This window comes from Streptomyces sp. NPDC053426 (assembly GCF_055585405.1).
The window spans coordinates 681619-707939 of record NZ_JBVJKE010000001.1 but is presented as its reverse complement, the minus strand read 5'-3'; the positions used below and the strand labels follow the sequence as shown (position 1 = coordinate 707939).

Annotated in this window: 27 protein-coding genes; 13 read left to right on the top strand and 14 right to left on the bottom strand. The window is 72.4% G+C overall.

The features are described 5' to 3' along the window. The first annotated feature begins 19 nt into the window (after nucleotides 1-19). From ACZ62B_RS03030 to ACZ62B_RS03015, 4 genes are read left to right on the top strand one after another with little or no spacing between them, the layout of a single operon-like run. Entirely contained in the window at nucleotides 20-793 is a 774-nt protein-coding gene (locus ACZ62B_RS03030; RefSeq protein ID WP_468883281.1) for a LytR/AlgR family response regulator transcription factor, read from the top strand. Nucleotides 794-804: 11 nt separating this feature from the next. Beyond that, complete coding sequence (locus ACZ62B_RS03025) at nucleotides 805-1164, top strand: hypothetical protein (protein WP_344561881.1); 360 nt, start codon at nucleotides 805-807, stop codon at nucleotides 1162-1164. A 20-nt stretch (nucleotides 1165-1184) separates the two neighbouring features. Next, nucleotides 1185-2897, top strand: a complete 1713-nt coding sequence (locus ACZ62B_RS03020) for a sodium/solute symporter (RefSeq protein WP_468883279.1) — start codon at nucleotides 1185-1187, stop codon at nucleotides 2895-2897. Beyond that, a complete protein-coding gene (locus ACZ62B_RS03015) occupies nucleotides 2894-4099 on the top strand; it encodes a sensor histidine kinase (protein ID WP_344561885.1) in 1206 nt (401 codons plus the stop codon). The genes ACZ62B_RS03020 and ACZ62B_RS03015 overlap by 4 nt, the downstream gene beginning before the upstream one ends. A 21-nt stretch (nucleotides 4100-4120) precedes the next feature. Here the strand turns inward: ACZ62B_RS03015 and ACZ62B_RS03010 are convergent, their stop codons facing one another. The 7 genes from ACZ62B_RS03010 to ACZ62B_RS02980 all read right to left on the bottom strand — a co-directional run bounded on the left by ACZ62B_RS03010 (nucleotide 4121) and on the right by ACZ62B_RS02980 (nucleotide 11947). After that, complete coding sequence (locus ACZ62B_RS03010) at nucleotides 4121-4309, bottom strand: hypothetical protein (RefSeq protein ID WP_073934691.1); 189 nt, start codon at nucleotides 4307-4309, stop codon at nucleotides 4121-4123. Nucleotides 4310-4322: 13 nt separating this feature from the next. Then, entirely contained in the window at nucleotides 4323-6131 is a 1809-nt protein-coding gene (locus ACZ62B_RS03005; protein WP_469689178.1) for a serine/threonine-protein kinase, read from the bottom strand. Between the two features lie 4 nt (nucleotides 6132-6135). Next, the gene (locus tag ACZ62B_RS03000; protein ID WP_469689177.1) at nucleotides 6136-7386 is read right to left on the bottom strand and encodes a DUF6777 domain-containing protein; all 1251 of its coding nucleotides are present in this window, start codon (nucleotides 7384-7386) and stop codon (nucleotides 6136-6138) included. Between the two features lie 202 nt (nucleotides 7387-7588). Continuing rightward, a complete protein-coding gene (locus ACZ62B_RS02995; protein WP_344561892.1) occupies nucleotides 7589-8539 on the bottom strand; it encodes a cytochrome c oxidase assembly protein in 951 nt (316 codons plus the stop codon). A gap of 188 nt (nucleotides 8540-8727) precedes the next feature. After that, nucleotides 8728-9753, bottom strand: a complete 1026-nt coding sequence (locus ACZ62B_RS02990; RefSeq protein WP_469689176.1) for a 6-phosphofructokinase — start codon at nucleotides 9751-9753, stop codon at nucleotides 8728-8730. Nucleotides 9754-9951: 198 nt separating this feature from the next. Next, on the bottom strand, nucleotides 9952-10683 hold the full coding sequence (locus ACZ62B_RS02985) for a type 1 glutamine amidotransferase (protein ID WP_344561895.1): 732 nt from the start codon (nucleotides 10681-10683) through the stop codon (nucleotides 9952-9954). A 25-nt stretch (nucleotides 10684-10708) separates the two neighbouring features. After that, the gene (locus ACZ62B_RS02980) at nucleotides 10709-11947 is read right to left on the bottom strand and encodes a MurT ligase domain-containing protein (protein ID WP_073934697.1); all 1239 of its coding nucleotides are present in this window, start codon (nucleotides 11945-11947) and stop codon (nucleotides 10709-10711) included. Between the two features lie 145 nt (nucleotides 11948-12092). Here ACZ62B_RS02980 and def point away from each other — a divergent pair, with 145 nt between their 5' ends. Further along, on the top strand, nucleotides 12093-12638 hold the full coding sequence (gene def / locus ACZ62B_RS02975) for a peptide deformylase (protein ID WP_344561901.1): 546 nt from the start codon (nucleotides 12093-12095) through the stop codon (nucleotides 12636-12638). 70 nt (nucleotides 12639-12708) lie between these two features. Here the strand turns inward: def and ACZ62B_RS02970 are convergent, their stop codons facing one another. Then, nucleotides 12709-13350 carry a TetR/AcrR family transcriptional regulator gene (locus ACZ62B_RS02970; protein ID WP_344561903.1) on the bottom strand — a complete coding sequence of 214 codons (642 nt, stop codon included), beginning with the start codon at nucleotides 13348-13350 and terminating at the stop codon, nucleotides 12709-12711. A gap of 173 nt (nucleotides 13351-13523) precedes the next feature. Here ACZ62B_RS02970 and ACZ62B_RS02965 point away from each other — a divergent pair, with 173 nt between their 5' ends. Then, nucleotides 13524-14750: an acyl-CoA dehydrogenase family protein gene (locus ACZ62B_RS02965; protein ID WP_073934700.1), complete on the top strand. Its 1227-nt coding sequence runs from the start codon at nucleotides 13524-13526 to the stop codon at nucleotides 14748-14750. A gap of 103 nt (nucleotides 14751-14853) precedes the next feature. Further along, a complete protein-coding gene (locus ACZ62B_RS02960; RefSeq protein WP_468883269.1) occupies nucleotides 14854-15510 on the top strand; it encodes a thiaminase II/PqqC family protein in 657 nt (218 codons plus the stop codon). Between the two features lie 89 nt (nucleotides 15511-15599). Here the strand turns inward: ACZ62B_RS02960 and ACZ62B_RS02955 are convergent, their stop codons facing one another. The 5 genes from ACZ62B_RS02955 to ACZ62B_RS02935 all read right to left on the bottom strand — a co-directional run bounded on the left by ACZ62B_RS02955 (nucleotide 15600) and on the right by ACZ62B_RS02935 (nucleotide 20316). Beyond that, a complete protein-coding gene (locus ACZ62B_RS02955) occupies nucleotides 15600-15833 on the bottom strand; it encodes a DUF6213 family protein (RefSeq protein WP_385045261.1) in 234 nt (77 codons plus the stop codon). Between the two features lie 25 nt (nucleotides 15834-15858). Beyond that, nucleotides 15859-17244 (bottom strand): NADP-dependent succinic semialdehyde dehydrogenase, encoded by a 1386-nt coding sequence (locus ACZ62B_RS02950; protein WP_344561911.1) that lies wholly within the window; start codon nucleotides 17242-17244, stop codon nucleotides 15859-15861. A gap of 76 nt (nucleotides 17245-17320) precedes the next feature. Then, nucleotides 17321-17785 (bottom strand): NUDIX hydrolase, encoded by a 465-nt coding sequence (locus ACZ62B_RS02945; protein ID WP_344561913.1) that lies wholly within the window; start codon nucleotides 17783-17785, stop codon nucleotides 17321-17323. After that, complete coding sequence (locus tag ACZ62B_RS02940) at nucleotides 17782-19320, bottom strand: ATP-dependent DNA ligase (protein ID WP_469689175.1); 1539 nt, start codon at nucleotides 19318-19320, stop codon at nucleotides 17782-17784. Before ACZ62B_RS02940 ends, ACZ62B_RS02945 begins: the two co-directional genes overlap by 4 nt. Nucleotides 19321-19371: 51 nt before the next feature. After that, nucleotides 19372-20316, bottom strand: coding sequence for an NAD(P)/FAD-dependent oxidoreductase (locus tag ACZ62B_RS02935; RefSeq protein ID WP_344561917.1), 945 nt, complete (start codon nucleotides 20314-20316; stop codon nucleotides 19372-19374). Between the two features lie 77 nt (nucleotides 20317-20393). Here ACZ62B_RS02935 and ACZ62B_RS02930 point away from each other — a divergent pair, with 77 nt between their 5' ends. From ACZ62B_RS02930 to ACZ62B_RS02905, 6 genes are all read left to right on the top strand, one after another. Continuing rightward, nucleotides 20394-20969 (top strand): helix-turn-helix domain-containing protein, encoded by a 576-nt coding sequence (locus ACZ62B_RS02930; protein ID WP_344561919.1) that lies wholly within the window; start codon nucleotides 20394-20396, stop codon nucleotides 20967-20969. Between the two features lie 138 nt (nucleotides 20970-21107). Next, entirely contained in the window at nucleotides 21108-22085 is a 978-nt protein-coding gene (locus tag ACZ62B_RS02925) for an NADPH:quinone oxidoreductase family protein (protein WP_344561921.1), read from the top strand. Then, the gene (locus tag ACZ62B_RS02920; protein WP_344561923.1) at nucleotides 22082-23263 is read left to right on the top strand and encodes an acyl-CoA dehydrogenase family protein; all 1182 of its coding nucleotides are present in this window, start codon (nucleotides 22082-22084) and stop codon (nucleotides 23261-23263) included. Before ACZ62B_RS02925 ends, ACZ62B_RS02920 begins: the two co-directional genes overlap by 4 nt. Then, complete coding sequence (locus tag ACZ62B_RS02915) at nucleotides 23260-24336, top strand: acyl-CoA dehydrogenase family protein (protein WP_344561925.1); 1077 nt, start codon at nucleotides 23260-23262, stop codon at nucleotides 24334-24336. Before ACZ62B_RS02920 ends, ACZ62B_RS02915 begins: the two co-directional genes overlap by 4 nt. A gap of 178 nt (nucleotides 24337-24514) precedes the next feature. Further along, nucleotides 24515-25378 carry a phosphatidylinositol-specific phospholipase C/glycerophosphodiester phosphodiesterase family protein gene (locus tag ACZ62B_RS02910; protein WP_344561927.1) on the top strand — a complete coding sequence of 288 codons (864 nt, stop codon included), beginning with the start codon at nucleotides 24515-24517 and terminating at the stop codon, nucleotides 25376-25378. Nucleotides 25379-25480: 102 nt separating this feature from the next. After that, on the top strand, nucleotides 25481-25675 hold the full coding sequence (locus ACZ62B_RS02905; protein WP_073934709.1) for a hypothetical protein: 195 nt from the start codon (nucleotides 25481-25483) through the stop codon (nucleotides 25673-25675). A 21-nt stretch (nucleotides 25676-25696) separates the two neighbouring features. Here the strand turns inward: ACZ62B_RS02905 and ACZ62B_RS02900 are convergent, their stop codons facing one another. Continuing rightward, nucleotides 25697-26092, bottom strand: coding sequence for a luciferase domain-containing protein (locus ACZ62B_RS02900; RefSeq protein WP_344561929.1), 396 nt, complete (start codon nucleotides 26090-26092; stop codon nucleotides 25697-25699). Nucleotides 26093-26321: the final 229 nt, after the last annotated feature.

Below are 26321 nucleotides of genomic sequence, written 5' to 3'. Positions count from 1 at the left end.
ACCCCTACACTCCACCTTCATGCTGCGCGCCCTCGCCGTCGACGACGAACGCCCCTCACTGGAGGAACTGCTCTACCTGCTGAACACCGACCCCCGCGTCGGCAGCGCCGAGGGCGCCGGCGACGCCACCGAGGCGCTGCGCCGCATCAACCGCGCCCTGGAGTCGGGACCCGACGGGCCCGAGGCCATCGACGTCGTCTTCCTCGACATCCAGATGCCCGGCCTCGACGGACTCGACCTGGCCCGGCTGCTCACCGGGTTCGCCCGGCCGCCGTTCATCGTGTTCGTCACCGCCCACGAGGACTTCGCCGTCCAGGCCTTCGACCTCAAGGCCGCCGACTACGTCCTCAAACCCGTGCGCAAGGAACGGCTGGCCGAGGCGGTCCGCCGCGTCGTCGAACTGCGCGCCGCCGCACAGCGCGACACCACCACCCCGCGCATCCCCGTGCACGAACCCGACCCCGACCACATACCCGTCGAACTCGGCGGCGTGACCCGCTTCGTCGCCGTCGACGACATCACCCACGTCGAGGCCCAGGGCGACTACGCCCGCCTGCACACCGACCGGGGCAGCCACCTCGTACGGATCCCGCTCTCCACCCTGGAGGAACGCTGGCGCTCCCGCGGCTTCGTCCGCATCCACCGCCGCCATCTGGTCGCCCTGCGCCACATCGGCGAGCTCCGGCTCGACGCGGGCACCGTGAGCGTCCTGATCGGCTCCGAGGAACTCCAGGTCAGCCGTCGGCACGCCCGTGAACTGCGGGACCTGCTGATGCGCCGGACCACGAGCTAGGGGGAGGACGCATGCCCCAGGACCCGACCGAACGCCGCGTGGTCGTCACCGGCCCGCCCCGCCGCGCCCGCCGCACCTCCGGCTACTACCGCCCGCGCACCGAGATCGACGAGCAGACCACCCTCGGCCACACCTACGTCCGCTCCCTGATGCGCATCCAGCTGCGCACCGGACTCGTCGTGTTCGCCGTCCTCGTCCTGCTCATCGGCCCGCTCCCGCTGGTCTTCGCCGCCGCCCCGGACGCCCGCCGCCTGGAGTGGGCGGTGCTCGGCTTCGGCCTGTACCCCCCGATGGTCCTGCTCGCCCGCTGGTACGTGCGCCGCGCCGAACGCAACGAACGCGACTTCGTGCGGCTCGTCGAGGACCGCTGAGACCGGGGACCTCCAGCACCGTGAACTCCGCCTACGCCGTCACCGCCGTCGCGCTCGTCGCCCTCGCGACCGTCCTCGTCGGCGCCTTCGGTCTGCGCATATCCCGCACCACCTCCGACTTCTACGTCGCCTCCCGCACCGTCGGCCCCCGCCTCAACGCGGCCGCCATCAGCGGCGAGTACCTCTCCGCCGCCTCCTTCCTCGGCATCGCGGGCCTCGTCCTCGTCCAGGGCCCGGACATGCTCTGGTACCCGGTCGGCTACACCGCCGGCTATCTGGTGCTGCTGCTGTTCGTCGCCGCCCCGCTGCGCCGCTCCGGCGCCTACACCCTGCCCGACTTCGCCGAGGCCCGGCTCGCCTCCCAGACGGTACGGCGGCTCGCGGGCGCCTTCGTCGTCGGCGTCGGCTGGCTGTACCTGCTGCCCCAGCTCCAGGGCGCGGGGCTCACCCTGACCGTCCTCACCGGGGCGCCCGACTGGCTCGGCGGGGTGATCGTCGCCGTCGTGGTCACCGTCATCGTCGGCGCGGGCGGCATGCGCAGCATCACCTTCGTCCAGGCCTTCCAGTACTGGCTCAAACTCACCGCCCTGCTCGTCCCCGCCCTCTTCCTGATCACCGCCTGGCAGAGCGACGGCGCCCCCAGCCACGCCTTCGACGAACCGGCCGCCTTCCGCGAACAGCGGGTGGTCCGCATCGACGACACGCTCGTGCTCCGGCTCACCGAGCCGCTCACCGTCACCGTGGACGGCACCGTCGACGGCCGCGAACTCGACGGCACCGAGACCGGCCTGTCCGCGGGACCCCACCGCATCGACGGTGGCACCCGGCTCACCTTCGCCGAGGGCGCCGAGGTCCCCGCCGCCGGACGCGGCGCCGACGACGCCCTGTCGCCCTCCCGCGCCGAGTCCCGCGAGGAACGCCCGCTGTACGCCACGTACGGGCTGATCCTCGCCACCTTCTTCGGCACCATGGGACTGCCCCACGTCGTGGTCCGCTTCTACACCAGCCCGCACGGCGTCGCCGCCCGCCGCACCACCGTCGCGGTCCTCGGCCTGGTCGGCGCCTTCTACCTCCTCCCGCCGGTCTACGGAGCCCTCGGCCGGCTCTACGCGCCCGAGCTCACCCTCACCGGCGACGCGGACGCCGCCGTCCTGCTCCTGCCCGGCCGCATGATCGGCGGGACGGGCGGCGACCTCCTCGGCGCGCTGGTCGCCGGGGGCGCCTTCGCCGCGTTCCTGTCGACGGCCTCCGGACTCACCATGGCCGTCGCCGGCGTGCTCACCCAGGACGTGCTCCCCACCCGCGGCGTACGGCACTTCCGGCTCGGCACCGTGCTCGCCATGGCCGTACCGCTCGGGGCGAGCCTCCTGGTCGGCGGGCTGCCGGTGGCCGACGCCGTGGGGCTCGCCTTCGCCGTGTCGGCCTCGTCGTTCTGCCCGCTGCTCGTCCTCGGCATCTGGTGGCGCCGGCTGACCCCGCCGGGCGCGGCGGCCGGGATGCTGGTGGGCGGCGGCTCCGCGTTCCTCGCCGTCGCCGCGACCATGGCCGGCTACCCGGGCGCGGGGCCCTGGCACGCCCTGCTCGCCTGGCCCGCGCTGTGGTCGGTGCCGCTGGGCTTCCTCACCATGATCCTGGTGTCCCTGGCCACCCCCGGCCGGGTGCCGACCGGCACGGCGGCGGTCCTGGCCCGCTTCCACCTGCCGGAGGAACTCCGTACGGAGGTGTCCGCATGAGCGGTTTCCTCGCCGGTCTGCTCGTCGCCGTCCTGCCCCTGCTGGCCGCCGGGTTCTGGATCGGCCGGCGCACCGCCCGGCCCGCCAGCCTCGCCGGGCTCGGCACCCCCGTCGAGCACGCCACCTTCGAGACCCTGCACACCGCGTCCCTGGCCACGCCCCCGCTGCGGGCCGGCCTGACGGAGGAGACCGCCGGCAAGTCCGCCCGCAAACTGCGCTCCCTGCTGGGCACGGACGCCCTCTGCCTCACCGACCGCGACCAGGTCCTCGTCTGGGACGGCGCCGGCGCCCACCACCGCGCCGAGATCATGGAACGCCTCACCGGCCCCCTCGACACCGGCCGCGGCGAGGCCTTCCCGCTCACCTGCGACACCCCCGACTGCTCGGTGCGCTGGGCCGTGGTCGCCCCGCTCACCGTCGACGACCGGGTGCACGGCGCGCTCGTCGCCTGCGCGCCCCGCGAGTCGGCGGTCCTGGTCCGGGCCGCCGGGGAGGTCGCCCGCTGGGTCTCCGTCCAGCTCGAACTCGCCGACCTCGACCAGTCCCGCACCCGCCTCATCGAGGCCGAGATCAGGGCCCTGCGCGCCCAGATCTCCCCGCACTTCATCTTCAACTCGCTCGCCGTGATCGCCTCGTTCGTGCGCACCGACCCCGAGCGGGCCCGCGAACTGCTCCTGGAATTCGCCGACTTCACCCGCTACTCGTTCCGCCGGCACGGCGACTTCACCACCCTCGCCGACGAACTCCACGCCATCGACCACTATCTGGCGCTGGTGCGGGCACGCTTCGGCGACCGCCTCTCCGTCACCCTGCAGATCGCCCCCGAGGTGCTGCCGGTCGCGCTGCCCTTCCTCTGCCTCCAGCCGCTGGTGGAGAACGCCGTCAAGCACGGACTGGAGGGCAAGGCCGACAAGTGCCGCATCCAGATCACCGCGCAGGACGCCGGCGCCGAGGCCCTCGTCGTCATCGAGGACGACGGCGCCGGAATGGACCCCGGCCTGCTCCGCCGCATCCTCGCCCGCGAGGTCAGCCCCACCGGCGGCATCGGCCTCTCCAACGTCGACGACCGGCTCCGTCAGGTCTACGGCGACGACCACGGCCTCGTCATCGAGACCGCCGTCGGCGCCGGCATGAAGATCACCGTCCGGCTGCCGAAGTACCAGCCGGGCGTGCACCTGACGGGGCGGCTCACCCCCAGGTGAGGCCGGCCGCCCCGGCGCCTCTCAGGTGCTGCGGGTGGCCACCATCCCCAAGGTGATCAGCCCCAGGACGACCCAGCCGAACCACAGCCAGCCGTTGCTGCCGAGCGCCACCGTGTACGCCGTCACGGCGACCAGACCGCCGACGGTGAGCACCCCCATGGTCTTCGTCGACGTGGAACCGTTCGAGAAACCGTTCGTGGAACCGGGCATCGCAACACCCTCCTCATGGTTCGGCTCCCTCCATGGTGCCCCCGTTCTGCCTCCTTACGGTGCACACGACGACATGTGTGCCTGATTTCCAGGGCCCCTCACTGGTCCACGACCCCGCTTCGTGGACCGACGGGTCGAAGCCGTAGTCACGCGGCGGCACCTCGCGCGCACACGCCGTGTCCGACTCGGTGCGCGCCTCGGCGAGCGTGACGTCCTCGCCCAGCCGGGTGAACCCGAGCACCTGCTCGTCGTACGTCCCCTCGCACGACACCAGCCGCGCCTCCCGGCGGGACCGTACGTCCAGGCAGTCCCGCCGCTGCATCGTCGCCGTGTCGGCGAACGCCGTCCCCGGGCGGCGCCGGTCCCCGAGCGGCCCGTACACCGGCCCGTGCGCCCCCAGCACCAGACAGGCAGTACGCCCCCCGGCCGCCTCGAACCCGTCCGCCGTGGGTACGACGGCCAGACCGCGTACGTCGGCCAGCCGGCCGCGCAGCTCCCGCGTCCGCTCCTCGCAGCGGGCCGGGCCCCGCTCCCGCGCCTCCTCGTCCGAGGCGGCCCCGACGAACGCCACGACCTGCCCGTCGGGCGCCTGGTCCGCGCAGGTCGGGTCGAGGGTCAGCCGGGGCGTGCCGGTGAACCGGGAGCCACCGGGCCAGTCGGCCAGCACGCAGTCGCCCTCCTCCAGCGGCTCGGCCAGCCCGACCGCCTCCCCGTACGGCACCGCCGTCCCGCCGCTGCCGCTCTCCCGGTCGGCCAGCGCGTACCAGGCACCGCCCAGCGCCAGCACCAGGCCCAGCCCGCCGGCGAGGACCGCGCGCAGCGCGTGCGGGCGGGACCGACGACGGGTGCCGGTGGCGGCGGGGCCCCGCGTGCCCGCCTCGGGCGCCGGGTGCGCGGAGGCGGCCCAGGGCGGCTGGGAGCCGAGGTCCGTCTGCGTCCGCGCGTACGCCTCCGTCTGGGGCGTCACGATCCGCGCCAGCTCGGCCTCCGCCTCCCGCGCCGTCGCCCGCAGGTCCGGATCCTTGGCGAGCAGCCCCCGCAGCACCGGCTCCAGCGCGCCCGCCCGCACCGGTGGACGCGGGTCCTCCATGACCACGGCGGTGACCGACGCCAGCGGGGACTCCCGCGTGAAGGGGCCGCTGCCCTCCACCGCGTGGTAGAGCGTGCAGCCCAGCGAGAACAGGTCGGCCGCTGGGGTGGGCGGGCCGCCGGTGGCCCGCTCCGGCGCCAGATAGCCCGCCGTGCCGACCAGCGCGGACGCCATCGTGTACCGCGTCTCCCCGGTGTCCGGCTGGACCGATATGCCGTAGTCGGTGAGCAGCACCCGCCCGTACGGCGCTCCGGTGCGGTCCGGTGCCAGCAGGATGTTCGCCGGTTTCACGTCCCGGTGCATCACGCCCCGCTCGTGCCCGGCGGTCAGCGCGTCCAGCACCGCGAGCCCGATCCGGGCGCACTCGGCGGGGGCGGGCGGACCGCTCCGGGCGAGCAGCTCCCGCAGATCGACGGCGCCCGCCACGTACTCCATGACGATCCACGGCAGCCCCTCGTGCTCCAGCACGTCGTGCACGGTCACCACATGGGGGTGACCGCGCAGACCGGCCGCGTGCCGCGCCTCGGCGCGGGCCCGGGCGACCCGGGCCTCCCGCTCCTGGCCGGGCTCGGCCGGGTCGCCGAACACGATCTCCTTCAGCGCGACCTCGCACGCGAGTCGCTGGTCGTGGGCGAGCCAGACGTGCCCCATGCCGCCGCTGCCCAGCCGGTGCAGCAGCAGATAGCGGCCGGCGATGACCCGGCCCACTCCCGACGTCGGTGATGAGGGCATCCGGTCACTCCCGGGTTCGGCGGGTGCGCTCAGCGGGGGCGCTCGTGGTGGGTGCTTCGGGGGTGGCGGGCACGCTCGTGGCCGGAGCGCCGCTCGCGGGCCCGCCGGTGGGAGGTGGGGGAGTGGTGCGGGGAGGCGCGGAGGTGGTCTCGGGGGCCTCGGGGGTCTTTGGAGGCGTGGAGCGCGTGGAAGGTGGTGGGGCGGACGCGGTGCTCGGCGGAGACGGCGGTGTCGAGCCGGCCGGTGAGGACGGGGCTTCCGGTGTCCCGCTCGGCGACGCCGGCCGCTCGGACTTCGACGGACCGGAGGACGGAGTGGACGGCACGGGCGGGGAGGACGGCGACGTGGGAGTCGCCGTCGGTCGCGACGACTCCGGGCCCGGGGGAGTGGTCCCGCCACCGGACCGACCCGTGTCCCCCACCACGCTCAGCGTGACGTGCGCCCCGAACCGCAGCTCGGCCCCGGCGGCCGGATCGGACGCCGTGACCCGTGCGCCGTCCGGCGGCACGGCCTCCCCGTCGTACGCGACCGCCAGTCCCCGCCCGGCCAGTCGCCGGCTCGCCTCACCGAACGTGGTCCCGATGAGGGCCGGCACCGCCCGCCGCTTCCTCGTGTCGAAAGCGGTGTCCTCCTCGCCCGTCGTTCCCACGGGCCGCTCGATGCCCCGGCCGGGATCCTCCACGTCGACGAGGGCGATCCGCTCCAGTTCGTGGGACGCGGGCCGTACGACCACGACCTCGGAACGGTCGTATCCCTTCCACTCCTCGTTCCCGTCGTCGAACGAGACGGAAATCCTGCTCTTGTCCCCCTCGAAGGGCCGCAGCGGATTTCCGCACGAGCACTTCACCGCCGGCACCCCCTGCTCGTCGACCAGAATCGCGATTCCCGCCTGAAGCAGCGCGTCGAAGGGAACAGCTTTTCCCTTTTTGTAGTCGTGGTTCCGCACCAGAGTGTCGTGACGCAGGAGAACAGGGGTGAGCCCGTCGAGATACTCCGGTATCTCATTCCTACGGAGATCCAGCGCCCCGGCCCACGCCCGTGCCTTGCGGTCGTTGCGCGGCTCGGCGAGATACCGCTTCAACTGCTCGACGTCGCAGACCGACGCCTCGTCGGTGCCCCCGTACAGGCCGGGCGTGTCCCCCTGCTGAAGACCGCCGTGAGCGGGACGCGACCGCACGTCGGCGTCCCGTCCGAGTCCGCTGCTCTCGTCGAAGAACGGCGCGAGGGAGGCGGCTCCCGCGGCCACCGCCTTCACGTCGAACAAAGGTGTGCCCGAATCGCACCCACTGGCGACAAGAAGTAATAACGACAGGACGGCGATCTTCCGAATCGCCGATTTTCCCGCCCTGTGCGTGAACACGCGAAGTGCCATCACCGCTCCCCCCTGCGGTTCCCCCCGACGCATTCATGCTACCGGTGGAAAATCCCCGTTCAAGGGGATCGGGGAGACGGTGAATTCAGTTCCCGCGTGCGTTCAGTGAGGCCAGGTAGGCGTTGTACGCCTCGAGTTCCTTGTCACCGTCCCGGTCGGCGGCCCGGTCCTTGCGCCTGGCCTGCCGCTGGTCCGAGGCGTACCACTGGAACAGCAGCGCGAGCAGCACCAGCACGGAGGGGACCTCGCTGAACGCCCAGGCGATACCGCCGGCCGCGTTCTGGTCGGACAGCGCGTCGATGGCGAGCGAGCCGGGCGGGTTCTCGAAGGTCGTGACCATCGGCGTCGACGCCATCATCAGCGCGATGCCGAAGAACGCGTGGAACGGCATGCCCGCGAACAGCTCCAGCATCCGCATCAGATACCCCGGCCGGTGCGGCCCCGGGTCCACACCCATGATCGGCCAGAAGAAGACCAGGCCGACGGCGAGGAAGTGCACCATCATCGCGATGTGCCCCACCTTGGAGCCCATCAGGAAGTCGAACAGCGGGGTGAAGTACAGGCCGTACAGGCTGGCGATGAACAGGGGGATGGTGAACACCGGATGGGTGACGACCCGCATGTAGCGGCTGTGCAGCAGCATCAGCAGCAGCTCGCGCGGTCCCTTCCGGCCCCGCCCGGCCGGCGGCAGCGCGCGCAGGGCGAGGGTGATCGGGGCGCCGAGCAGGATCAGGATCGGCGACACCATGCTGATCACCATGTGCTGCACCATGTGCACGCTGAACATGACCATGCCGTAGTCGTTCAGCTTGGTGCACATCATGAGCCCGATGCTCAGCACACCGACGACGAACGCGACGGTCCGCCCCACCGGCCACTTGTCACCGCGCCGCACCAGCCGGACCACACCCCAGCCGTACAGCGCCAGCCCCAGCAGGCAGGCGACGAGAAAGAAGGGGTCCGCCGACCAGCCGAGCCCTCGCCCCAGCGTGAACGGCGGCAGATCCATGGTCATGCCGTGCCCGCCGTGATCCATCCACCGGCTCCTGTTTCGTGGGGGTTGTACGCAGTCTGTCCGCACTCAGAGTACGACCGACCCCGGCCACACCTGTGACCGGGGTCGGGGAAACCACCCAGGGGCGCGGGGAACTGCGCGACAAGCCACGGACGGCCCGTAGCCCGCAACGAACCGCAGCAGACCGAGCTCTTACCGGCGCCGCAAACTCACAGCACGCACTCCGCCTCCGCGTAGCGTTCCTCCGGCACCGTCTTCAGCGTCTCCACCGCCTCCGCGAGGGAAACCATCACGATGTCCGTCCCGCGCAGCGCAGTCATCCGCCCGAACTCCCCCCGGTGCACCGCCTCCACCGCGTGCCACCCGAACCGCGTCGCCAGCACCCGGTCGTACGCCGTGGGCGTCCCCCCACGCTGCACATGCCCGAGGATCACCGGCCGCGCCTCCTTGCCGAGCCGCGACTCCAGCTCCAGGGAGAGCTGCCGCGCGATGCCGGCGAACCGCTCATGGCCGTAGACGTCCTTGCCGCCCTCGTCGAAGTCCATGGTCCCGGCCTTCGGCTTGGCCCCCTCTGCGGCGACCACGATCGCGAACCGCTTGCCGGCCGAGAAGCGCGCGCCGACCTTCGCGGTCAGCTCGTCGATGTCGAAGGGCCGTTCGGGTACGACGACGGCGTGCGCGCCGGCCGCCATGCCGGAGTGGAGCGCGATCCAGCCCGTGTGCCGACCCATGACCTCGACGATCAGCACCCGCTGATGGGACTCGGCGGTGGTCTTCAGCCGGTCCAGGGCCTCGGTCGCCACGCCGACGGCCGTGTCGAAGCCGAAGGTGACGTCGGTGACGGCGATGTCGTTGTCGATGGTCTTCGGCACACCCACTATCGGCAGGCTGTTGTCCGACAGCAGCCGGGCCGCCTTCAGCGTGCCCTCACCGCCGATCGGGATGATCGCGTCGAGGCCGAGCTCCCGGACGTGCCCCTTGGCCCGCTCCACGCCGTCCCGCAGGTGCTCGGGGCGGACCCGGGAGGAGCCGAGGATGGTGCCGCCGCGGGCGAGGATGCCGCTCACGGCGTCGAGGTCGAGCTTGAGGTAGTCGCACTCCAGGAGGCCCTTCCAGCCGTCCCGGAAGCCGATGACCTCGTCGCCGTGGTCGACGACGGCACGGTGCACGACGGACCGGATGACGGCGTTCAGGCCGGGGCAGTCGCCGCCGGACGTGAGGACACCAATGCGCATAGCCCGAAACAACCTTCTCGAAGTGGGCCGGGACCGGACCGCGTTGTCCGGCTCGATCTCCGCCACCCTAGCCGCTCCGGGGGGCGGGGCCGCACCTGGCGTCCGCCTGCTGGACGACCCCGCTCACCTGTGCGGACCAGCCGTCAGACGGGCCGGTCGCGCCGGGGTGTCAGGGGCCGTCCGCAGGCGGACGGAGACTCACGCGGGCTGCTGCTGCGCCGCCGCGATGCGCTCGCCCCGCAGCGCCTCGTACCAGCGGTCGTCGGTCGGCGGCAGCGCGTTGACGTCGAGCGCCAGCTTCAGCAGCAGGTCCGCGATCTGCGGGTTGCGGGCCAGCACCGGACCGTGCATGTACGTACCGAAGACGGTCTCGTTGAACGCGCCCTCCGTGCCGTCCCCGGTGCCGTTGCCGTTGCCGAAGCGCACCTGGGCGAGCGGGCGGGCCGAGGGACCCAGGTGGGTGACGCCCTGGTGGTTCTCGAACCCGGTCAGCGGGGGCAGGCCCAGCTGCGGGTTGATGTCCCCCAGCACGTCGCCCACGCACCGGGCGCCCTCACCGCGTACCGAGACCACGTCGAGCAGGCCGAGACCGGGCTCGCGCTGGCCGAGGTCGTTGATGAACTCGTGGCCGAGGATCTGGTAGCCGGCGCAGACCGAGAAGACGATCGCGCCGTTGCCCACCGCCCGCTGCAGACCGCCGTCCCGGCGCAGCCGCTCGGCGGCCAGCCGCTGCGGACGGTCCTCGCCGCCGCCGATCAGGTAGATGTCGCCGGAGGTCGGGATCGGCTGGTCGCTGCGCACGTCGAGCCGTGCCACGTCCAGGCCGCGCTGCCGCGCCCGGCGCTCCACGACGAGGACGTTGCCCTGGTCGCCGTAGGTGCTGAGCAGGTCCGGGTAGATCCATACGACCCGCAGCTGGTTGTCGCTCACTTCAAGTCCCCTGGGGTGTCGTTGGTCAGTTGCCGACGCGGCGGCGCAGGTCCTGGAACGCGGTGTAGTTGGCGATGACCTCGATCCGGCCCGGCGGGCACAGCTGTACCGCCTGGTCGAGGTTCTCGCAGACCTGGAACTGCTGGTTCGCGACCTCCAGGCGCACCGCGAGGTCCAGCTTCCGGTCGCCGATGACGCAGATCGGGTGGCCGGTCAGCCGGGTGTAGTCGACGTCCCACAGCCAGGAGGTGTCGGTGCCGTCGGCGCCGCGCGCGTTCACCGAGAGGATCACCGGGGTCGGCGGCGGGTCGATCAGCGAGAACGTCTCCAGCCAGCCCGCGGGGTTCTTGGCGAGCAGCAGCCGCAGATCACGGCCCTCGAACTGGACCACGTCGTAGCGGCCGGCCACGGCCTGCACCTGGTACATGCGCTCCAGGGCGACCTGCGGCGGCACCCCGAAGACGGCGGCGACGGCCGCGGAGCTCGCGGCGTTGGCCTTGTTGGCGCGGCCCGGCAGCTGGAGGTGGATCGGCCAGGCGGAGCCGTGCGGGTCGAGCACGTGGTCGCCGGAGAGCGCCCAGCTCGGCGTCGGCCGGCGGAAGCCGCACTCGCTGCAGAACCAGTCGTCGCCCGGGCGCTGCATCACACCGCCGCAGGACGGGCAGGACCAGGCGTCGTCCTTCCACATCTGGCCCGCGGCGACCCAGATCACGTTGGGGGAGGAGGACGCGGCCCACACCACCAGCGGGTCGTCGGCGTTGGCGACGATCACGGCCTTGGAGCCGGCCAGGCCCTCGCGCCAGTTCTCCGCGAGCATCCGCGTCTCGGCGGCGCGGTCGAGCTGGTCGCGGGAGAGGTTGAGCAGGGCGATGCACTTGGGGTCGGTGTCCCGGGCGACGCCCGCGAGGTACTTCTCGTCGACCTCGATGACACCGAACCTGGCCTCCGAGCCGCCGGCCAGCGCCGAGGTGATGCCGGCCGGCATGTTGGCGCCGAGCGCGTTGGAGACGACCGGTCCTGCGGCCTTGAGGGCCTCGGCGATGAGCCGGGTGGTGGTGGTCTTGCCGTTGGTCGCGGAGACCAGGGTCACGTCCAGGTGCTGCGCGAGCCGGGCCAGGAGATCGGGGTCGAGTTTGAGTGCCACCCGGCCGCCGATCACCGAACCGCTGCCGCGCCCGGCGGCGCGGGATGCCGCTGCGACCGCCTTGCCGGCGGTCACGGCCAGCTTGGCCCGCGGCGTGAGCGGGTCCGAGTTGCCTGCCATCAGTTCTCGATCCTCCTTGCGTACGCGCCGCGTCTGTGCCTGACGGCCACGTGGTGAGACCTCAGCCTATCGAGATCGTTCGCACTCCAGAACCGCGGCACCGTCGTGAGACGGGCGTTGCTGTGAGGACCGTACTCTGACGGGCATGCGACAAGGCTCCATCCCCGGCGTCCACGGACGTGTACGGCCCCTCACCCTGCTCGGCGACCCGGTGCTGCACGCGCCCTGCCGGGAGGTCACCGGCTTCGGTCCGGAACTCGCACGTCTGGTGGACGATTTGTTCGCCACGATGTACGCGGCGCAGGGCGTGGGCCTGGCCGCCAACCAGATCGGTGAGCCGCTGCGGGTGTTCGTCTACGACTGCCCGGACGACGAGGACGTCCGCCACCTGGGCCACGTGGTGAACCCGCGGCTGGTGGAGACGGACGGGGTGGTGGTGCGCGGACCCGAGGGCTGTCTGTCCCTGCCCGGCCTGGAGGCGGGCACGGAGCGGTACGACCACGCGGTCGTCGAGGGCTTCACGGTGACCGGAGAGCCGGTCACCGTCCACGGCACGGGTTTCTTCGCCCGGTGTCTGCAGCACGAGTGCGACCACCTGGAGGGCCGGATCTACGCCGACCACCTGACGGGCCGGCGTCACCGGAAACTGATGCGGCAGGTGGCCCGGGCCTCCTGGCGCCGGACGGACTGAACCCCTCGGGGTGCGGCTCCGCCGCGTGGGCGCGGCCGGCCGCACACGGCCCGCACGCGACCTGTGAGGATCAGAACCCCGGACCTCCCACCTTGTCCCCCGCCGCCGCGAGGCGTCCCCACAGCAGATCGGCCAGACTGCGCACCAACTCCGCCCGGGAGCAGGGCCGTTCACCGAGCCACCAGTCGCCGGCCGCGTGCATCATGCCGACGATGCCGTGCCCCCACACCCGGGCCAGCCGCTGGCCGTCCGGCCCGAGGTCCAGCCGTTCCCCGATGACCTGGGCCAGCTCCTCGCCCATCCGGCGCAGCAGCGGCGCCGAGTGCTTGCCGACGTCGAAGCCCTGGTCGCTCTGCGACCCCTCCGCCGGGTGCATCAGGAACCGGTACACCTGGGGCCGCGCCTCGATGGCCGAGAGGTAGGTGTCCAGGGTGGCCTCGACCCGTTCGCGCCGGTCCGCCGGGGCGTCCAGGGCGGCCCGCAGCGAGTCCAGCAGCGCGTCGGTGTGCCGCTTGGCCAGGGCGGCGTAGAGTCCTCCCTTGTCACCGAAGTGCCGGTAGAGGATCGGCTTGGTGATGCCGGCCTCGGCGGCGATCGCGTTCATCGAGGCCCCCGGGCCGTCGCGCAGCACCACCCGGTCGGCGGCCTCCAGCAGTTCGCGCCGGCGTCGGTCGGCGGACCGCTGCTGATCGGTCCGCTGTGTGGTGTTCATGATCTCTCCCCACCCGTGCTGATTCGGTGACGCCTGCGCAAACTAACACTGCGGGCGATCCGGTCATCGAACGGGATGCCGACCGGTCCTGGGGAGTTGACTTTTCCTACCCACCGGTAACAGACTCGGGGTTACCGCAAGTAACACGCACGTGCGTCGCCGCTGGAGGGGACATGGCCGAGTTCACCATGGAGCTCAACGACGAACAGAAGGAGGTGCGGGACTGGCTGCACGGCTTCGCCGCCGATGTGATCCGCCCCGCGGCCGCCGAATGGGACGAGCGTGAGGAGACTCCCTGGCCGGTCATCCAGGAGGCCGCCAAGGTCGGCATCTACTCCCTGGACTTCTACGCCCAGCAGTATTTCGACGCGACCGGCCTCGGCATCCCGATGGCCATGGAGGAACTCTTCTGGGGCGACGCCGGCATCGCCCTGTCGATCGTCGGCACCGGCCTGGCCGCCGTCGGCGTCCTCGCCAACGGCACCGAGGAGCAGATCGGCACCTGGATCCCCCAGATGTACGGCGACGCCAACGACGTCAAGGTCGCAGCCTTCTGCTCCTCCGAGCCCGACGCCGGCTCCGACGTGGCCTCGATGCGCACCCGCGCGGTGTACGACGAGGCCAAGGACGAGTGGGTGATCAACGGCACCAAGACCTGGGCGACCAACGGCGGCATCGCCAACGTCCACGTCGTGGTCGCGGTCGTCGACCCGGACCTCGGCTCCAAGGGCCACGCCTCCTTCATCATCCCGCCCGGCACCCCCGGCTGCTCCCAGGGCCAGAAGTTCAAGAAGCACGGCATCCGCGCCTCGCACACCGCCGAGGTCATCCTGGACGACGTGCGCGTCCCCGGCTCCTGCCTGCTCGGCGGCAAGGAGAAGCTGGACGAGCGCCTCGCCCGCGCCCGCGAGAAGGCCAAGCAGGGTGGTGAGCGCGTGAAGAACGCCGCCATGGCCACCTTCGAGGCGTCCCGCCCCGCCGTCGGTGCCATGGCGGTGGGCACCGCCCGCGCCGCCTACGAGGTCGCCCTCGACTACGCGACCACCCGTGAGCAGTTCGGCCGCCCGATCATCGACAACCAGGGCGTCGCCTTCCAGCTCGCCGACATGCGCACCCGGATCGACGCCGCCCGCCTCCTGGTGTGGCGCGCCTCCTGGATGGCGATCAACGGCAAGCCGTTCACGGCCGCCGAGGGCTCCATGTCCAAGCTGTTCGCCAGCGAGACCGCCAAGAAGGTCACCGCCCAGGCCATACAGATCCTCGGCGGCAACGGCTACACCCGCGAGTACCCGGTGGAGCGCATGCACCGCGACGCCGCGATCTACACCATCTTCGAGGGCACGAGCGAGATCCAGCGCCTGGTGATCGCCCGCACCCTGTCGGGCATGCCCATCCGCTGAGGCCGGCCACCCGGACGACCCGGCGGTGCGGGCGGCACCGCCGGGTTACCCCTGCCCCGCTCCCGGGAAAGGCTCGTGCGTGACCGACGCGACGGAGGACGCGATGACACGCACGGCCCGGGAACTGCTGGAGACGACCACCGGGGAACTGGCCCCGGATCCGGGGTCCAACCCGCTGGTCCCCCTGATCGCCCGCGGCGAGGCCGACCGGGCCGTCCTGGCCACGCTCGCCCTGGAACAACGCCGGGTGATCCCGGCGGACCGCCGCGCCTTCCTGCACCTGGCGGAACGGGCCGGCCCGGAGTCGGCCGCGTACTTCACCGCCCTGGCCGAGGGCGAGACCCTGGCGGCGGAACACCTGAGGACGTTCACGGCCGCGTGCGGCGTGGACGAGGCGCGGGCGGACGCGTACGAGCCCCTGCCGGGCTGCCAGGCCTATCCCGCGTACGTCGCCTGGCTGGCCCTCAACGCGAACCCGTCCGACGTGGTCCTGGCCCTGACGGCGAACTTCTCGGCCTGGGGCGGCTACTGCGCGACGATCGCGAAGGCCCTGCGCACCCACTACGGCTTCACCGACGAGTCCTGCGCCTTCTTCGACTTCTTCGCGGAGCCGGCCCCCGACCTGGACCGCATGGCCACTGGGGCAGTCCGGACGGCCCTGGACGAGGGCCGCCTGAACGAGAACCGAGCCCACCAGTACGCCCGATTGCTCCAGTCGTACGAGGCGATGTTCTGGATGGCGTTGGTGCAGCACGCCTGAAGGGGCGCGGGGCTGTTCCGATGTGCGGCTCCGCCGCGTGGGCGCGATCAACCACAGACGACCCGCACCCGGCAACGAAACACTGCGCCCTACGGCGTACCACTGCTGTGGGCGATGCACGCGACGTCGATCCGATCGGCAAGCTTCGCCAGCTCGATCGTCAGCGCGGCGACCGTGTCCTCATCGAGCCCGTCCTCCCCCGCCTCGACGAGCCGGACCCACCGCCCACCCACCGTACGCAGCAGCTTGCTGACATCGGCAGCGGAAACCTGCAGGGTCCCGCGGTCGTCGACGATCAGAGGCAGAGTCACTTCGCGGTTCACAGTCGGGATCGTAGCCGCGCGGACATCACGCACCCTGCCAAACCGTGGTGATGTTGCAGAACTCGCGGATTCCGTGCCCGGACAGCTCACGCCCGTACCCCGACCGCTTCACCCCGCCGAACGGGAACGCCGGATGGGAGGCCGTCATCCCGTTCACGTACACGCTGCCGGCCTCCAGGTCCCGTACGAACCGGTCGACCTCGGCCTCGTCGCGGGTCCAGACGTTGGAACTCAGCCCGAAGTCGGTGTCGTTGGCGATCAGGACCGCCTCGTCGACGTCCGCCGCGCGGTACAGCGTGGCGACCGGGCCGAAGGCCTCCTCGCGGTGGATGCGCATCTCCCGGCCGATGCCGGCCAGGACGGTCGGCGGGTAGTACCAGCCGGGCCCGTCGGGGCGCTCGCCGCCGCACAGCACGGTGGCGCCCGCGCGGACGGCGTCGTCGACCAGTTCCTCCAGGTCGCTGCGGCCCTTCTCGCTGGAGAGCGGGCCGACGTCGGTCTCCTCGTCCATCGGGTCGCCGACCTTCAGCGCCTTCATGCCCGCGACGAAGCGTTCGGCGAAGGCGTCGTAGACGTCCGTGTGCACGATGAACCGCTTGGCGGCGATGCAGGACTGCCCCGTGTTCTGCGTCCGCGCGGTGACCGCCACCTCGGCGGCCCGGTCCAGGTCGGCGGAGGGCATCACCACGTACGGGTCGCTGCCGCCCAGCTCCAGCACCGTCTTCTTGATCATCTCCCCGGCGGTGGAGGCGACCGCGCGGCCCGCGGGCTCGCTGCCGGTGAGGGTGGCCGCCTTCACCCGCTCGTCCCGCAGGATGTCGTCGACCGCGGCGGAGCCGATGAGCAGGGTCTGGAAGCAGCCCTCGGTGAAGCCCGCGCGGTGGAACAGGTCCTCCAGGTACAGGGCGGTCTGCGGCACGTTCGAGGCGTGCTTGAGCAGACCCACGTTGCCCGCCATCAGCGCGGGCGCGGCGAACCGCACCACCTGCCACAGCGGGAAGTTCCACGGCATCACGGCGAGCACCGGACCCAGCGGCCGGTAGCGCACCAGGACACGGGAGGCGCCGGAGTCCTTCACGTCGGAGGCGGCGGGTTCCACGTCGGAGAGCAACTGCGCCGCGTGATCGGCGTACCAGTGCATCGCCTTGGCGCACTTCGCGGCCTCCGCGCGGGCCTGTTTGACCGGCTTGCCCATCTCCGTGGTGATCACCCGGCCGATGGTCTCCCGGTCCTCGTCGAGGATCTCGGCGGCCCGGTGCATCAGACGGGCACGCTCGGCGAAGGTCGTCGTCCGGTACGTACGGAACGTGGCCTCCGCGAGCTGGATCCGGTGCCCGATCTCCTCCTCGTCCATGGGGTGGTACGTCTTGACCGTCTCGCCGTTCGCCGGGTTCACCGTGGCGATGTGCATCGCTGACCTCCCTGGGGCGGGCTGTGCCTCTCGACCTTCCCGCGCGGTGGTGGGCGGCGCAACGCGGGAGGTCTCCTCAGGGCGAGTGCTCCGCCAGGCGGTCGAGAAACGCGGTCTGCGCGCCGACGATCACCTCGCGGGCCCGCTCCAGGGGGAACCACGCCACCCGGTCCAGCTCCGGGAACTTCTGGATCCGCCCCGACCTCGGCGGCCACTCCATCTCGAAGGTGCCGGGGACGACCGTCACCGGGTCGAGGTCGGCCTCGACCGCCCAGGCCGTGACGGTCTTCCCGCCGGACTGCCGGACCTCCCCGAGCGGCAGCGCCTCCCCGTCCGGCGGCGGCAGCCCCAGCTCCTCCTGGAACTCGCGCCGCGCCGCCTCCCAGGCCGGCTCGCCGGGGTCGTACTCGCCCTTCGGCACGGTCCACGCCCCGCTGTCGCGCCGGGCGAAGAACGGGCCACCCATGTGACCGAGCAACACCTCGATGCCCTGACCGGTGTGCCGGAACAACAGCAGTCCGGCGCTCCGGGCGCCCCTCACGGCCGTACCTCGGGGTGCGCGGCGAGCAGGGTCTCGACCGTGTCCGCCTCCTCGGGGCGCTTGTCCTCGCGGTGGCGGATCACGCGGGCGAACCGGAGGGCGACGCCGGCCGGGTAGCGGGTGGAGCGCTGGAGGCCGTCGTAGGCGATCTCCACGACGAGTTCGGGGCGCACCGTCACGACGTGTCCGCTCTCCTCGACCGCCAGCTCCCGCAGCCGTTCGGTCTGCCAGGCCAGCATCGCGTCGGTCAGGCCCTTGAAGGTCTTGCCGAGCATGGCGAAGCCGCCGTCGGCGGTGCGGGCGCCCAGGTGCAGATTGGAGAGCTTTCCGGTGCGGCGGCCGTGGCCCCACTCGGCGGCCAGCACCACCAGGTCGAGCGTGTGCACCGGCTTGACCTTCAGCCAGGACGCGCCGCGCCGGCCCGCGCTGTAGGGGGCGTCCAGGCCCTTGACCACGACGCCCTCGTGGCCGCGCGCCAGCGTCTCGGCGAGGAACCCCTCCGCCGCGCCCAGCTCCCCGGGACCCGCCACCAGAGTGCGGCGCACCCGCATGGGCTCCGGGACCAGCCGGGCCAGTTCCGCGTGGCGCTCGGTGAACGGCAGGTCCAGCAGATCGCGGCCGTCGACGCAGAGCGCGTCGAAGAAGACGGGGGAGACGGGGACCTCCCGTGCGGCCGTGGCCACGTCCACCCGGGAGCCGACCCGTCCGGCGGTCTCCTGGAACGAGCGGGGGCGCCCGTCCCCGTCGAAGGAGATGACCTCCCCGTCCAGGATGAACCGCTCGCCCCGCAACTCCCGCGCCGCCGCCGTCACTTCCGGCAGCCGGTCGGTGATGTCGTCGAGGGTGCGGGTGTGCACGCGCACGCTGTCCCCGTCGCGGTGCACCTGGACGCGGATGCCGTCGAGCTTCTCCTCGACCGCGCAGGCCCCCAGCTTCTCCACCGCCTCCGCGACCGAGGAGGCGCTGTGCGCCAGCATCGGCAGCACCGGTCGGCCCACGGTCAGCCGGAACCGCTCCAGCACCCCGGGACCGTCCGCCAGCAGCGCCTCGGCCACCGTCTGCAGCGAGCCCGCCAGCATCACGGCCCGCCGTACGTCCGCCGAGGGCGCCCCCGTCGCCCGCGCCAGCCCCTCCACCGCGACCGCGTCCAGGGCGCCCTGCCGGACCTCGCCGGTGAGCAGCCCGGACAGGAACCGCTGTTCGTCCTCGGTGGACGCGCCCAGCAGCTCGCCGACCAGCCGGGCCCGCTCGGCCTGCGATCCCGCACCGGACACCTTGCCCAGCCTGGTGAGCAGCGCGTCCACCTCGCGCACCGTCAGTGACGGCTCGGCGGCGGGGGCGACCGGACGGCTCAGTGCCTTCCAGCCGACCCCGATGCGGCCCTGCGGCAGCCGGCCGGCCAGATACGGGATGACGACCGGCACGTCGTCCGCCTCCGCCTCCCGGAACAGCTCGGCGAGCAGGGCGATCTTCCGGGACCGCGCCGAGGCGGCGGCGACCTCCTGGGACACACGGGCCAGCCGGGACAGCAGCATGCAGCCATAGTGCTCCGGAGGCGGGCGCCCCACACCTCCGTCGTCCGGCGCCTACCCGTCCACCGCGGCGTCCAGGCCGGTCATCAGCAGGTCCCCGACGATCGCGGCCGCCGCGCGGTAACCGCCGCTCGCCGCGTGCACCACCTGCTCGGAGAAGCCGATCGCGTTGCCCGCCGCCCAGACCCCGGGCACCGTGGTCAGGCCGGTCGAGTCGATCACCGGGTACGCGCCGAAGGGGGTCTCGTTCATCTCGGCGCCCAGCGCCTCCAGCAGAGACGTCTGCGGCACCGGGCGCGGGCCGACGAAGAGCACGGAGCGGGTGTGGGTGGTGCCGTCGGCCAGTCGCACCCCGGTGAGCCGGTCGTCCTCGACCACCAGCTCCGCGACCGCGCCGGGCACCACCTCGACCCCGGCGGCGGCCAGCCGGCGCAGGTCCAGGTCGGACAGTTCCTCCTCGGCGACCTCGTGCAGGAAGAAGGTGACGTCCTTCGACCACTGGGACACCATCAGCGCCTGGTGCACGCTCATCGCGCTCGACGCGAGCACACCGAACGGCTCGTCGCGCACCTCCCAGCCGTGGCAGAACGGGCAGTGCAGCACGTCCCGCCCGAACCGCTCGGCGACCCCGGGGACCGCCGGCATCTCGTCCTTCAGCCCGGTGGCGACGACCAGCCGCCGGGCCCGTACGGCCGGTCCCGCGTCGAGCACGACGGTGAAGTCCCCGTCCCTGGTGACCTCCGTGACCCGGTCCCGGACGAGCTCCACGCCGTAACGCGCGATCTCCTCCCGGCCCAGCGCCAGGAACTCGGCCGGTGCCATCCCGTCCCGGGACAGATAGCCCTGCATGTGCGACGAGGGCGCGTTGCGCGGCTCGCCCGCGTCGACGACCAGCGTGCGGTGCCGGGCCCGGCCGAGCACCAGCGCGGCGGAGAGCCCCGCCGCCCCGCCGCCGACGACGACCACGTCGTACGTCTCGCTTCCGAATGTCTCGTTCATCGTGACCACCTCCACCACGACAGTCGCCCGGACACTGCCGCATTGACAAACGACTTTGCCGAACCTGCAATACCGGTATGACTACGGACGACGTTCTCGCGGAAGTGGGCCCCCGGCTGCGGCGGATCAGGAAGGAGCGGGAGGTGACCCTCGCGGCGCTGTCCGAGGCGACCGGCATCTCCGTGAGTACCCTCTCCCGGCTGGAGTCCGGCCTGCGCAAACCCAGTCTGGAGCTGCTGCTGCCGATAGCGCAGGCCCATCAGGTGCCGCTGGACGAACTGGTCGGCGCGCCGCCGGTCGGCGATCCGCGCATCCGGGCCTCCGAGCCGATCCAGCGCTACGGCCGCACCCACTGGCCGCTCACCCGCCAGCCCGGCGGCCTCCAGGCGTACAAGGTGCTGGAACCGAAGCGGCGGCTGGAGCCGGAACCGCGCACCCACGAGGGTTACGAGTGGCTGTACGTGCTGTCCGGGAAGCTGCGGCTGGTGCTCGGCGAGCACGACGTGGTGCTGACGGCGGGGGAGGCGGCCGAGTTCGACACGCGGGTGCCGCACTGGTTCGGGTCGACGGGGGAGGGGCCCGTGGAGTTCCTCAGCCTGTTCGGGCCGCAGGGGGAGCGGATGCATGTGCGGGCGCGGCCCAAGCGGGGGTGACGGACGGGACCGTTCCCTTTCCGGTGTGCCTTCCGGGGGTCTCTTCCCGGTGTCCCTTCCCAGCGAGCAAGCGACCGCTTAGTATGCGGTGGACCCGGTCAGGCGAACCCGACGTTCACGCTCCCGTGGAGGCCCCCCATGCAGGCATGGCAAGTGCACGAGCTCGGCGAGCCGGGCGAGGTGATGCGTCTCGCGGAGGTGGCGCGGCCGGCACCCGGTGACGGGCAGGTCCTGCTGAAGGTGCGTGCCGCCAACATCAACTTCCCGGACGCGCTGATGTGCCGGGGCCAGTACCAGGTCAGGCCGCCGCTGCCGTTCACCCCGGGGGTGGAGATCTGCGGCGAGACCGAGGACGGGCGCCGCGTGATCGCCAACCCCGCGCTGCCGTACGGCGGTTTCGCCGAGTACGCCGTCGCGGACGCCGCCGCACTGCTGCCGGCGCCGGAGGCGCTGGACGACGCCGAGGCCGCCGCCCTGCACATCGGCTACCAGACCGGCTGGTTCGGCCTGCACCGCAGGGCCGGCCTCGAGGCCGGCGAGACCCTGCTCGTCCACGCCGCCGCGGGAGGGGTCGGCAGCGCGGCCGTGCAGCTCGGCAAGGCGGCGGGCGCCACCGTCATCGGCGTGGTCGGCGGCGCCGCGAAGGCGTCCGTCGCCCGTGAGCTGGGCTGCGACGTGGTGATCGACCGGCGCGAGCAGGACGTCGTCGCCGCCGTGAAGGAGGCCACCGGCGGCCGGGGCGCCGACGTGATCTACGACCCCGTGGGCGGCCAGGCCTACGCCCAGTCCGCCAAGGCCGTCGCCTTCGAGGGCCGGATCGTCGTCGTCGGCTTCGCGAGCGGATCCATCCCCAGCCCCGCCCTGAACCACGCCCTCGTCAAGAACTACGCGATCCTCGGCCTGCACTGGGGCCTGTACAACACCAAGAACCCCAAGCTGGTCCAGCGCTGCCACGAGCAGCTCACCGAACTCGCCGCGCGGGGCGCGATCAAGCCGCTGGTGAGCGAGCGCGTGCCGCTCGCCGGGGCCGCCGGCGCCGTGCAGCGGGTCGCCGACGGTGCCACCACCGGACGCGTCGCCGTGCTGCCCTCGCTGGAGAACGGAGCCGCCGCATGACCGACGCCACCGAACTGCGCCGCCGCACACTGGAGTTCCTGACCGAGCACCCCCCGGCCGACACGGAGCGCCTGGACTTCCTGCGCGCCCGCTTCGACGCCGGACTCGCCTGGGTGCACTTCCCCGAAGGGCTCGGCGGACTCGGTCTCCCACGCTCCCTCCAGGCCGTCGTGGACGCCGAACTGGAGGCCGCCGGGGCACCCGACAACGACCCGCGCCGCATCGGCATCGGCCTGGGCATGGCCGCGCCGACGATCCTCCAGTACGGCACACAGGAGCAGAAGCGGCGCTTCCTGAAGCCCCTGTGGACCGGCGAGGAGGTCTGGTGCCAGCTCTTCAGCGAGCCCGGCGCCGGATCCGACCTGGCCGCCCTCGGCACGCGTGCCGTCCGGGAGGGCGAGGACTGGGTGGTCAACGGGCAGAAGGTGTGGACGTCCAGCGCCCACCTCGCCCGCTGGGCCATCCTCATCGCCCGCACCGACCCGGACGCGCCCAAGCACCGGGGCATCACCTACTTCGTGTGCGACATGACCGACCCCGGTGTCGAGGTGCGGCCACTGCGCCAGATCACCGGTGAGGCCGAGTTCAACGAGGTCTTCCTCACCGACGTCCGCGTCCCCGACGCCCACCGCCTCGGCGAGGCCGGCGACGGCTGGCGGGTCGCGCAGACCACCCTGAACAACGAACGCGTCGCCATCGGCGGCATGCGGCTGCCCCGCGAGGGCGGCATGATCGGCCCGGTCGCGAAGACCTGGCGCGAACGGCCGGAACTGCGCACCCACGACCTGCACCAGCGGCTGCTGAAGCTCTGGGTCGAGGCGGAGGTGGCCAGGCTCACCGGCGAACGCCTGCGCCAGCAGCTCGTCGCCGGGCAGCCCGGCCCCGAGGGCGCCGGCATGAAACTGGCCTTCGCCCGCCTCAACCAGGAGATCAGCGGCCTGGAGGTGGAACTGAGGGGCGAGGAGGGCCTGCTGTACGACGACTGGACCATGCGCCGCCCCGAGCTGGTCGACTTCACCGGCCGCGACGCCGGCTACCGCTACCTCCGCTCCAAGGGCAACAGCATCGAGGGCGGGACCAGCGAGGTCCTGCTGAACATCGTCGCCGAGCGCGTCCTGGGCCTGCCCGCCGAGCCGCGCACCGACAAGGACGTCGCATGGAAGGACCTGGCCCGATGAGCGATCTTCTGTACTCGGAGGAGGAAGAGGCGCTGCGCGCCGCCGTCCGGGACCTGCTCACCGACCACTGCGACGCGGCGGGCGTGATCGCCCGTACCGAGTCGGACGCCCCGCACGACCTGTCCCTGTGGAAGGCGCTCGCCGACGGCATGGGCCTCGCCGGTCTGCTGGTCCCCGAGGACCGGGGCGGCCAGGGCGCCACCCACCGCGAAGCCGCCGTCGTACTGGAGGAGTTGGGACGCGCGGTCGCTCCCGTGCCGTACCTGACCAGCGCCGTGGTGGCCACCGAGGCGCTGCTGGCCTGCCAGGACGCCGGCGACCTGCTCGCCGAGCTGGCGTCCGGGCGCAGGATCGGCGCCCTCGCCGTCGGCCTGCACACCGCCCCGGGCGCCGCGTTCACCACCGTACGGCTGGAGAACGGAGCGCTGCACGGTGAGCTGACCGGCATCGCGGACGCCGCCGTCGCCGACGTACTGCTCGTACCGGCGGACGACGGCGGGCTGTACGCGGTGGAGGCCGGCGCGGTCACCGTCACCCCGCAGGTCTCCCTGGACCTGACCCGTCCGGTGGCCCGGGTGACCCTGGACGGCGCACCCGGACGCAGGCTGGGCGACGCGGGGACCGCCGTACCCCGCGCCCTGCGGGCCGGCGCCGGACTGCTCGCCTCGGAGCAACTCGGCTCCGCCGAGTGGTCGCTGACGGAGACCGTCGGCTACTTGAAGGACCGCAAGCAGTTCAACCGTCCCGTCGGCGGCTTCCAGGCGCTCAAGCACCGGCTCGCCCAGCTCTGGCTGGAGGTCGTCAGCCTCCGCGCCGCCGCGCGGGGCGCCGCCGACGCGCTCGCGACCGGCGAGGACACCGGCGTGGCGGTCACCGTCGCCCAGGCCTACGCCGCGCCCGTCGCGGTCCGGGCCGCCGAGGAGGCACTGCAACTGCACGGCGGCATCGGCATGACCTGGGAACACCCGGTGCACCTCCACCTCAAGCGCGCCAAGGCCGACTCGATCGCCTACGGCACGGCGGGCGCCCACCGCGAGGCGCTGGCGGAACTGGTCGACCTGAGAGCGCCCTGACCGGTCGAACGACGGAAGAAGCCCGTCCCTTCGGGGGCGGGCTTCTTCCGCGTGCCCTGCCCCGGTGAGATGAACGACCGACGGCGGATCGGCCAACTCCCCGCACCACACTGCTCTTCGACCACCCGTGGACCTCATACTCTCCCTGGTCCCGTAGGCCCCTCCAGGGAGGCAGAGCATGGCCCTCACCACCCGTCGCAGAGCCCTCACCACCCTCGGCGCCGCCCTCGCCGGTACCGTCGCCCTCCCCGCGACGCAGGCACTGGCCGGCGAACACAAGCACCGGCCGCGCCCGTTGTGGCGAGCCCACGCCCACAACGACTACGAGCACCCCCGCCCCCTCCTCGACGCCCTCGACCACCGCTTCGGCAGCGTCGAGGCCGACATCTACCTGGTCGGCGGCCAACTCCTCGTCGCCCACGACCCCGAGGACCTCGATCCGTCCCGCACGCTGGAGTCCCTGTACCTCGATCCGCTGGCCGCCCGCGTCCGGGCGCACCACGGCTCCGTGTACCGCGGACACCGCAAGCCGCTCCAACTGCTGATCGACATCAAGACCGAGGGCGCGTCCACCTACCTCGAACTCGACCGCCATCTGCGCCGCTACCGGCACCTGTTCACCACCTGTGCCCACGGCAGGGTGCTGCCCGGGCCGGTCACCGCCGTCATCTCCGGCGACCGCGCGGCCCGCGCGCCCATGGAGGCCCAACGGGTGCGCCGCGCCTTCTACGACGGCAGGCTCACCGATCTCGGCAGCACCGCACCGGCCTCCTTCGTCCCGCTGATCAGCGACAACTGGACGCTCAACTTCACCTGGCAGGGCGTCGGCGCCTTCCCCGACGCCGAGCGCCGGAAGCTCCGCGACATCGTGGGCACCGCCCACGCGCGCGGGCAGCGGGTGCGGTTCTGGGCCACCCCCGACCTGCCGGGCCCCGCCCGCGACGCGCTCTGGGGCGAACTGGTGGCGGCGGACGTCGACCACCTCAACACCGACGACCTCGCGGGCCTGGAAGCCTTCCTCGACGCCTACCGGAGGGCATGACACCACACGTTCGGAGGACAGGTCAGCCGCCCGGACGAACCCTCCGTTACGCCACACTTGCGGCCGAACGCCGCGAAACGGATGTGGCGGAGGAGGTTGACGATGGCCATTTCCATCTCTGTGGTGCTGCTGCTCTCGGTCCTTGCGGTGATCTTCCTGCGCAACGGCGGGCTGAAGATCTCCCACGCGCTGGTCTGTCTGCTGCTCGGTTTCTACCTGGCCAGCACGAGCATCGCGCCCACGATCCACAGTGGCCTCACGGCGACCGCCGACATCGTCGGCGGTCTGCGGCCGTGAGGCCACCGCGCGGAGCGTGGTTCAGCGGTCGGACACCACGTCGCGCGGCAGCACGGTGACGCGGTGGAAGTTGCACCCCGCCGGTGCGGGAGGTGCGGACGGGGGTCTGTTCTGGTGTGCCTTGAGGGCGACGCTCACCAGGCTGAGCAGCAGGTCCACGTCGGTGGCGCAGTCCAGATGCACCGTCACCCAGTCCGAGTCCGGGACCACTTGTATCGCGCTCGACCCGCCCAGGTCGTAGTGGAAGCGCTGGATGGCGCGACGGGTGAGGTGGAGGTCCACGTCCCGCGCGGAGTGGAAGTGGACGATCTCGTCACGAGTGGTGCGGAGGGCGTGCCCCGTACCGCAATCGGCCGGACAGGCCGTGAGATCGGGCCAGGTGAGCAGTCGCTCCATGGCTCGCTGCGCCGGTGTCATGCCCTCATCGTTGCCTGCTCAACGTCCGGCCACCAGATGTTGGGCGATTCGTAATCGAGCGGTGAGGTGGTGAGACCGCCGAAACCCCGGTGAGAAACTGACACGCGATCATGTCATGGCGGCCGATGAGCTCGTGACCTGGTACGGCGTTCCCGTCCTCGTGCGCGACGGGGCGGCCGGAAGGCGGTCGTCGGCGACATCGCCTCCCGGACGGCCGGCGGCGACGCCC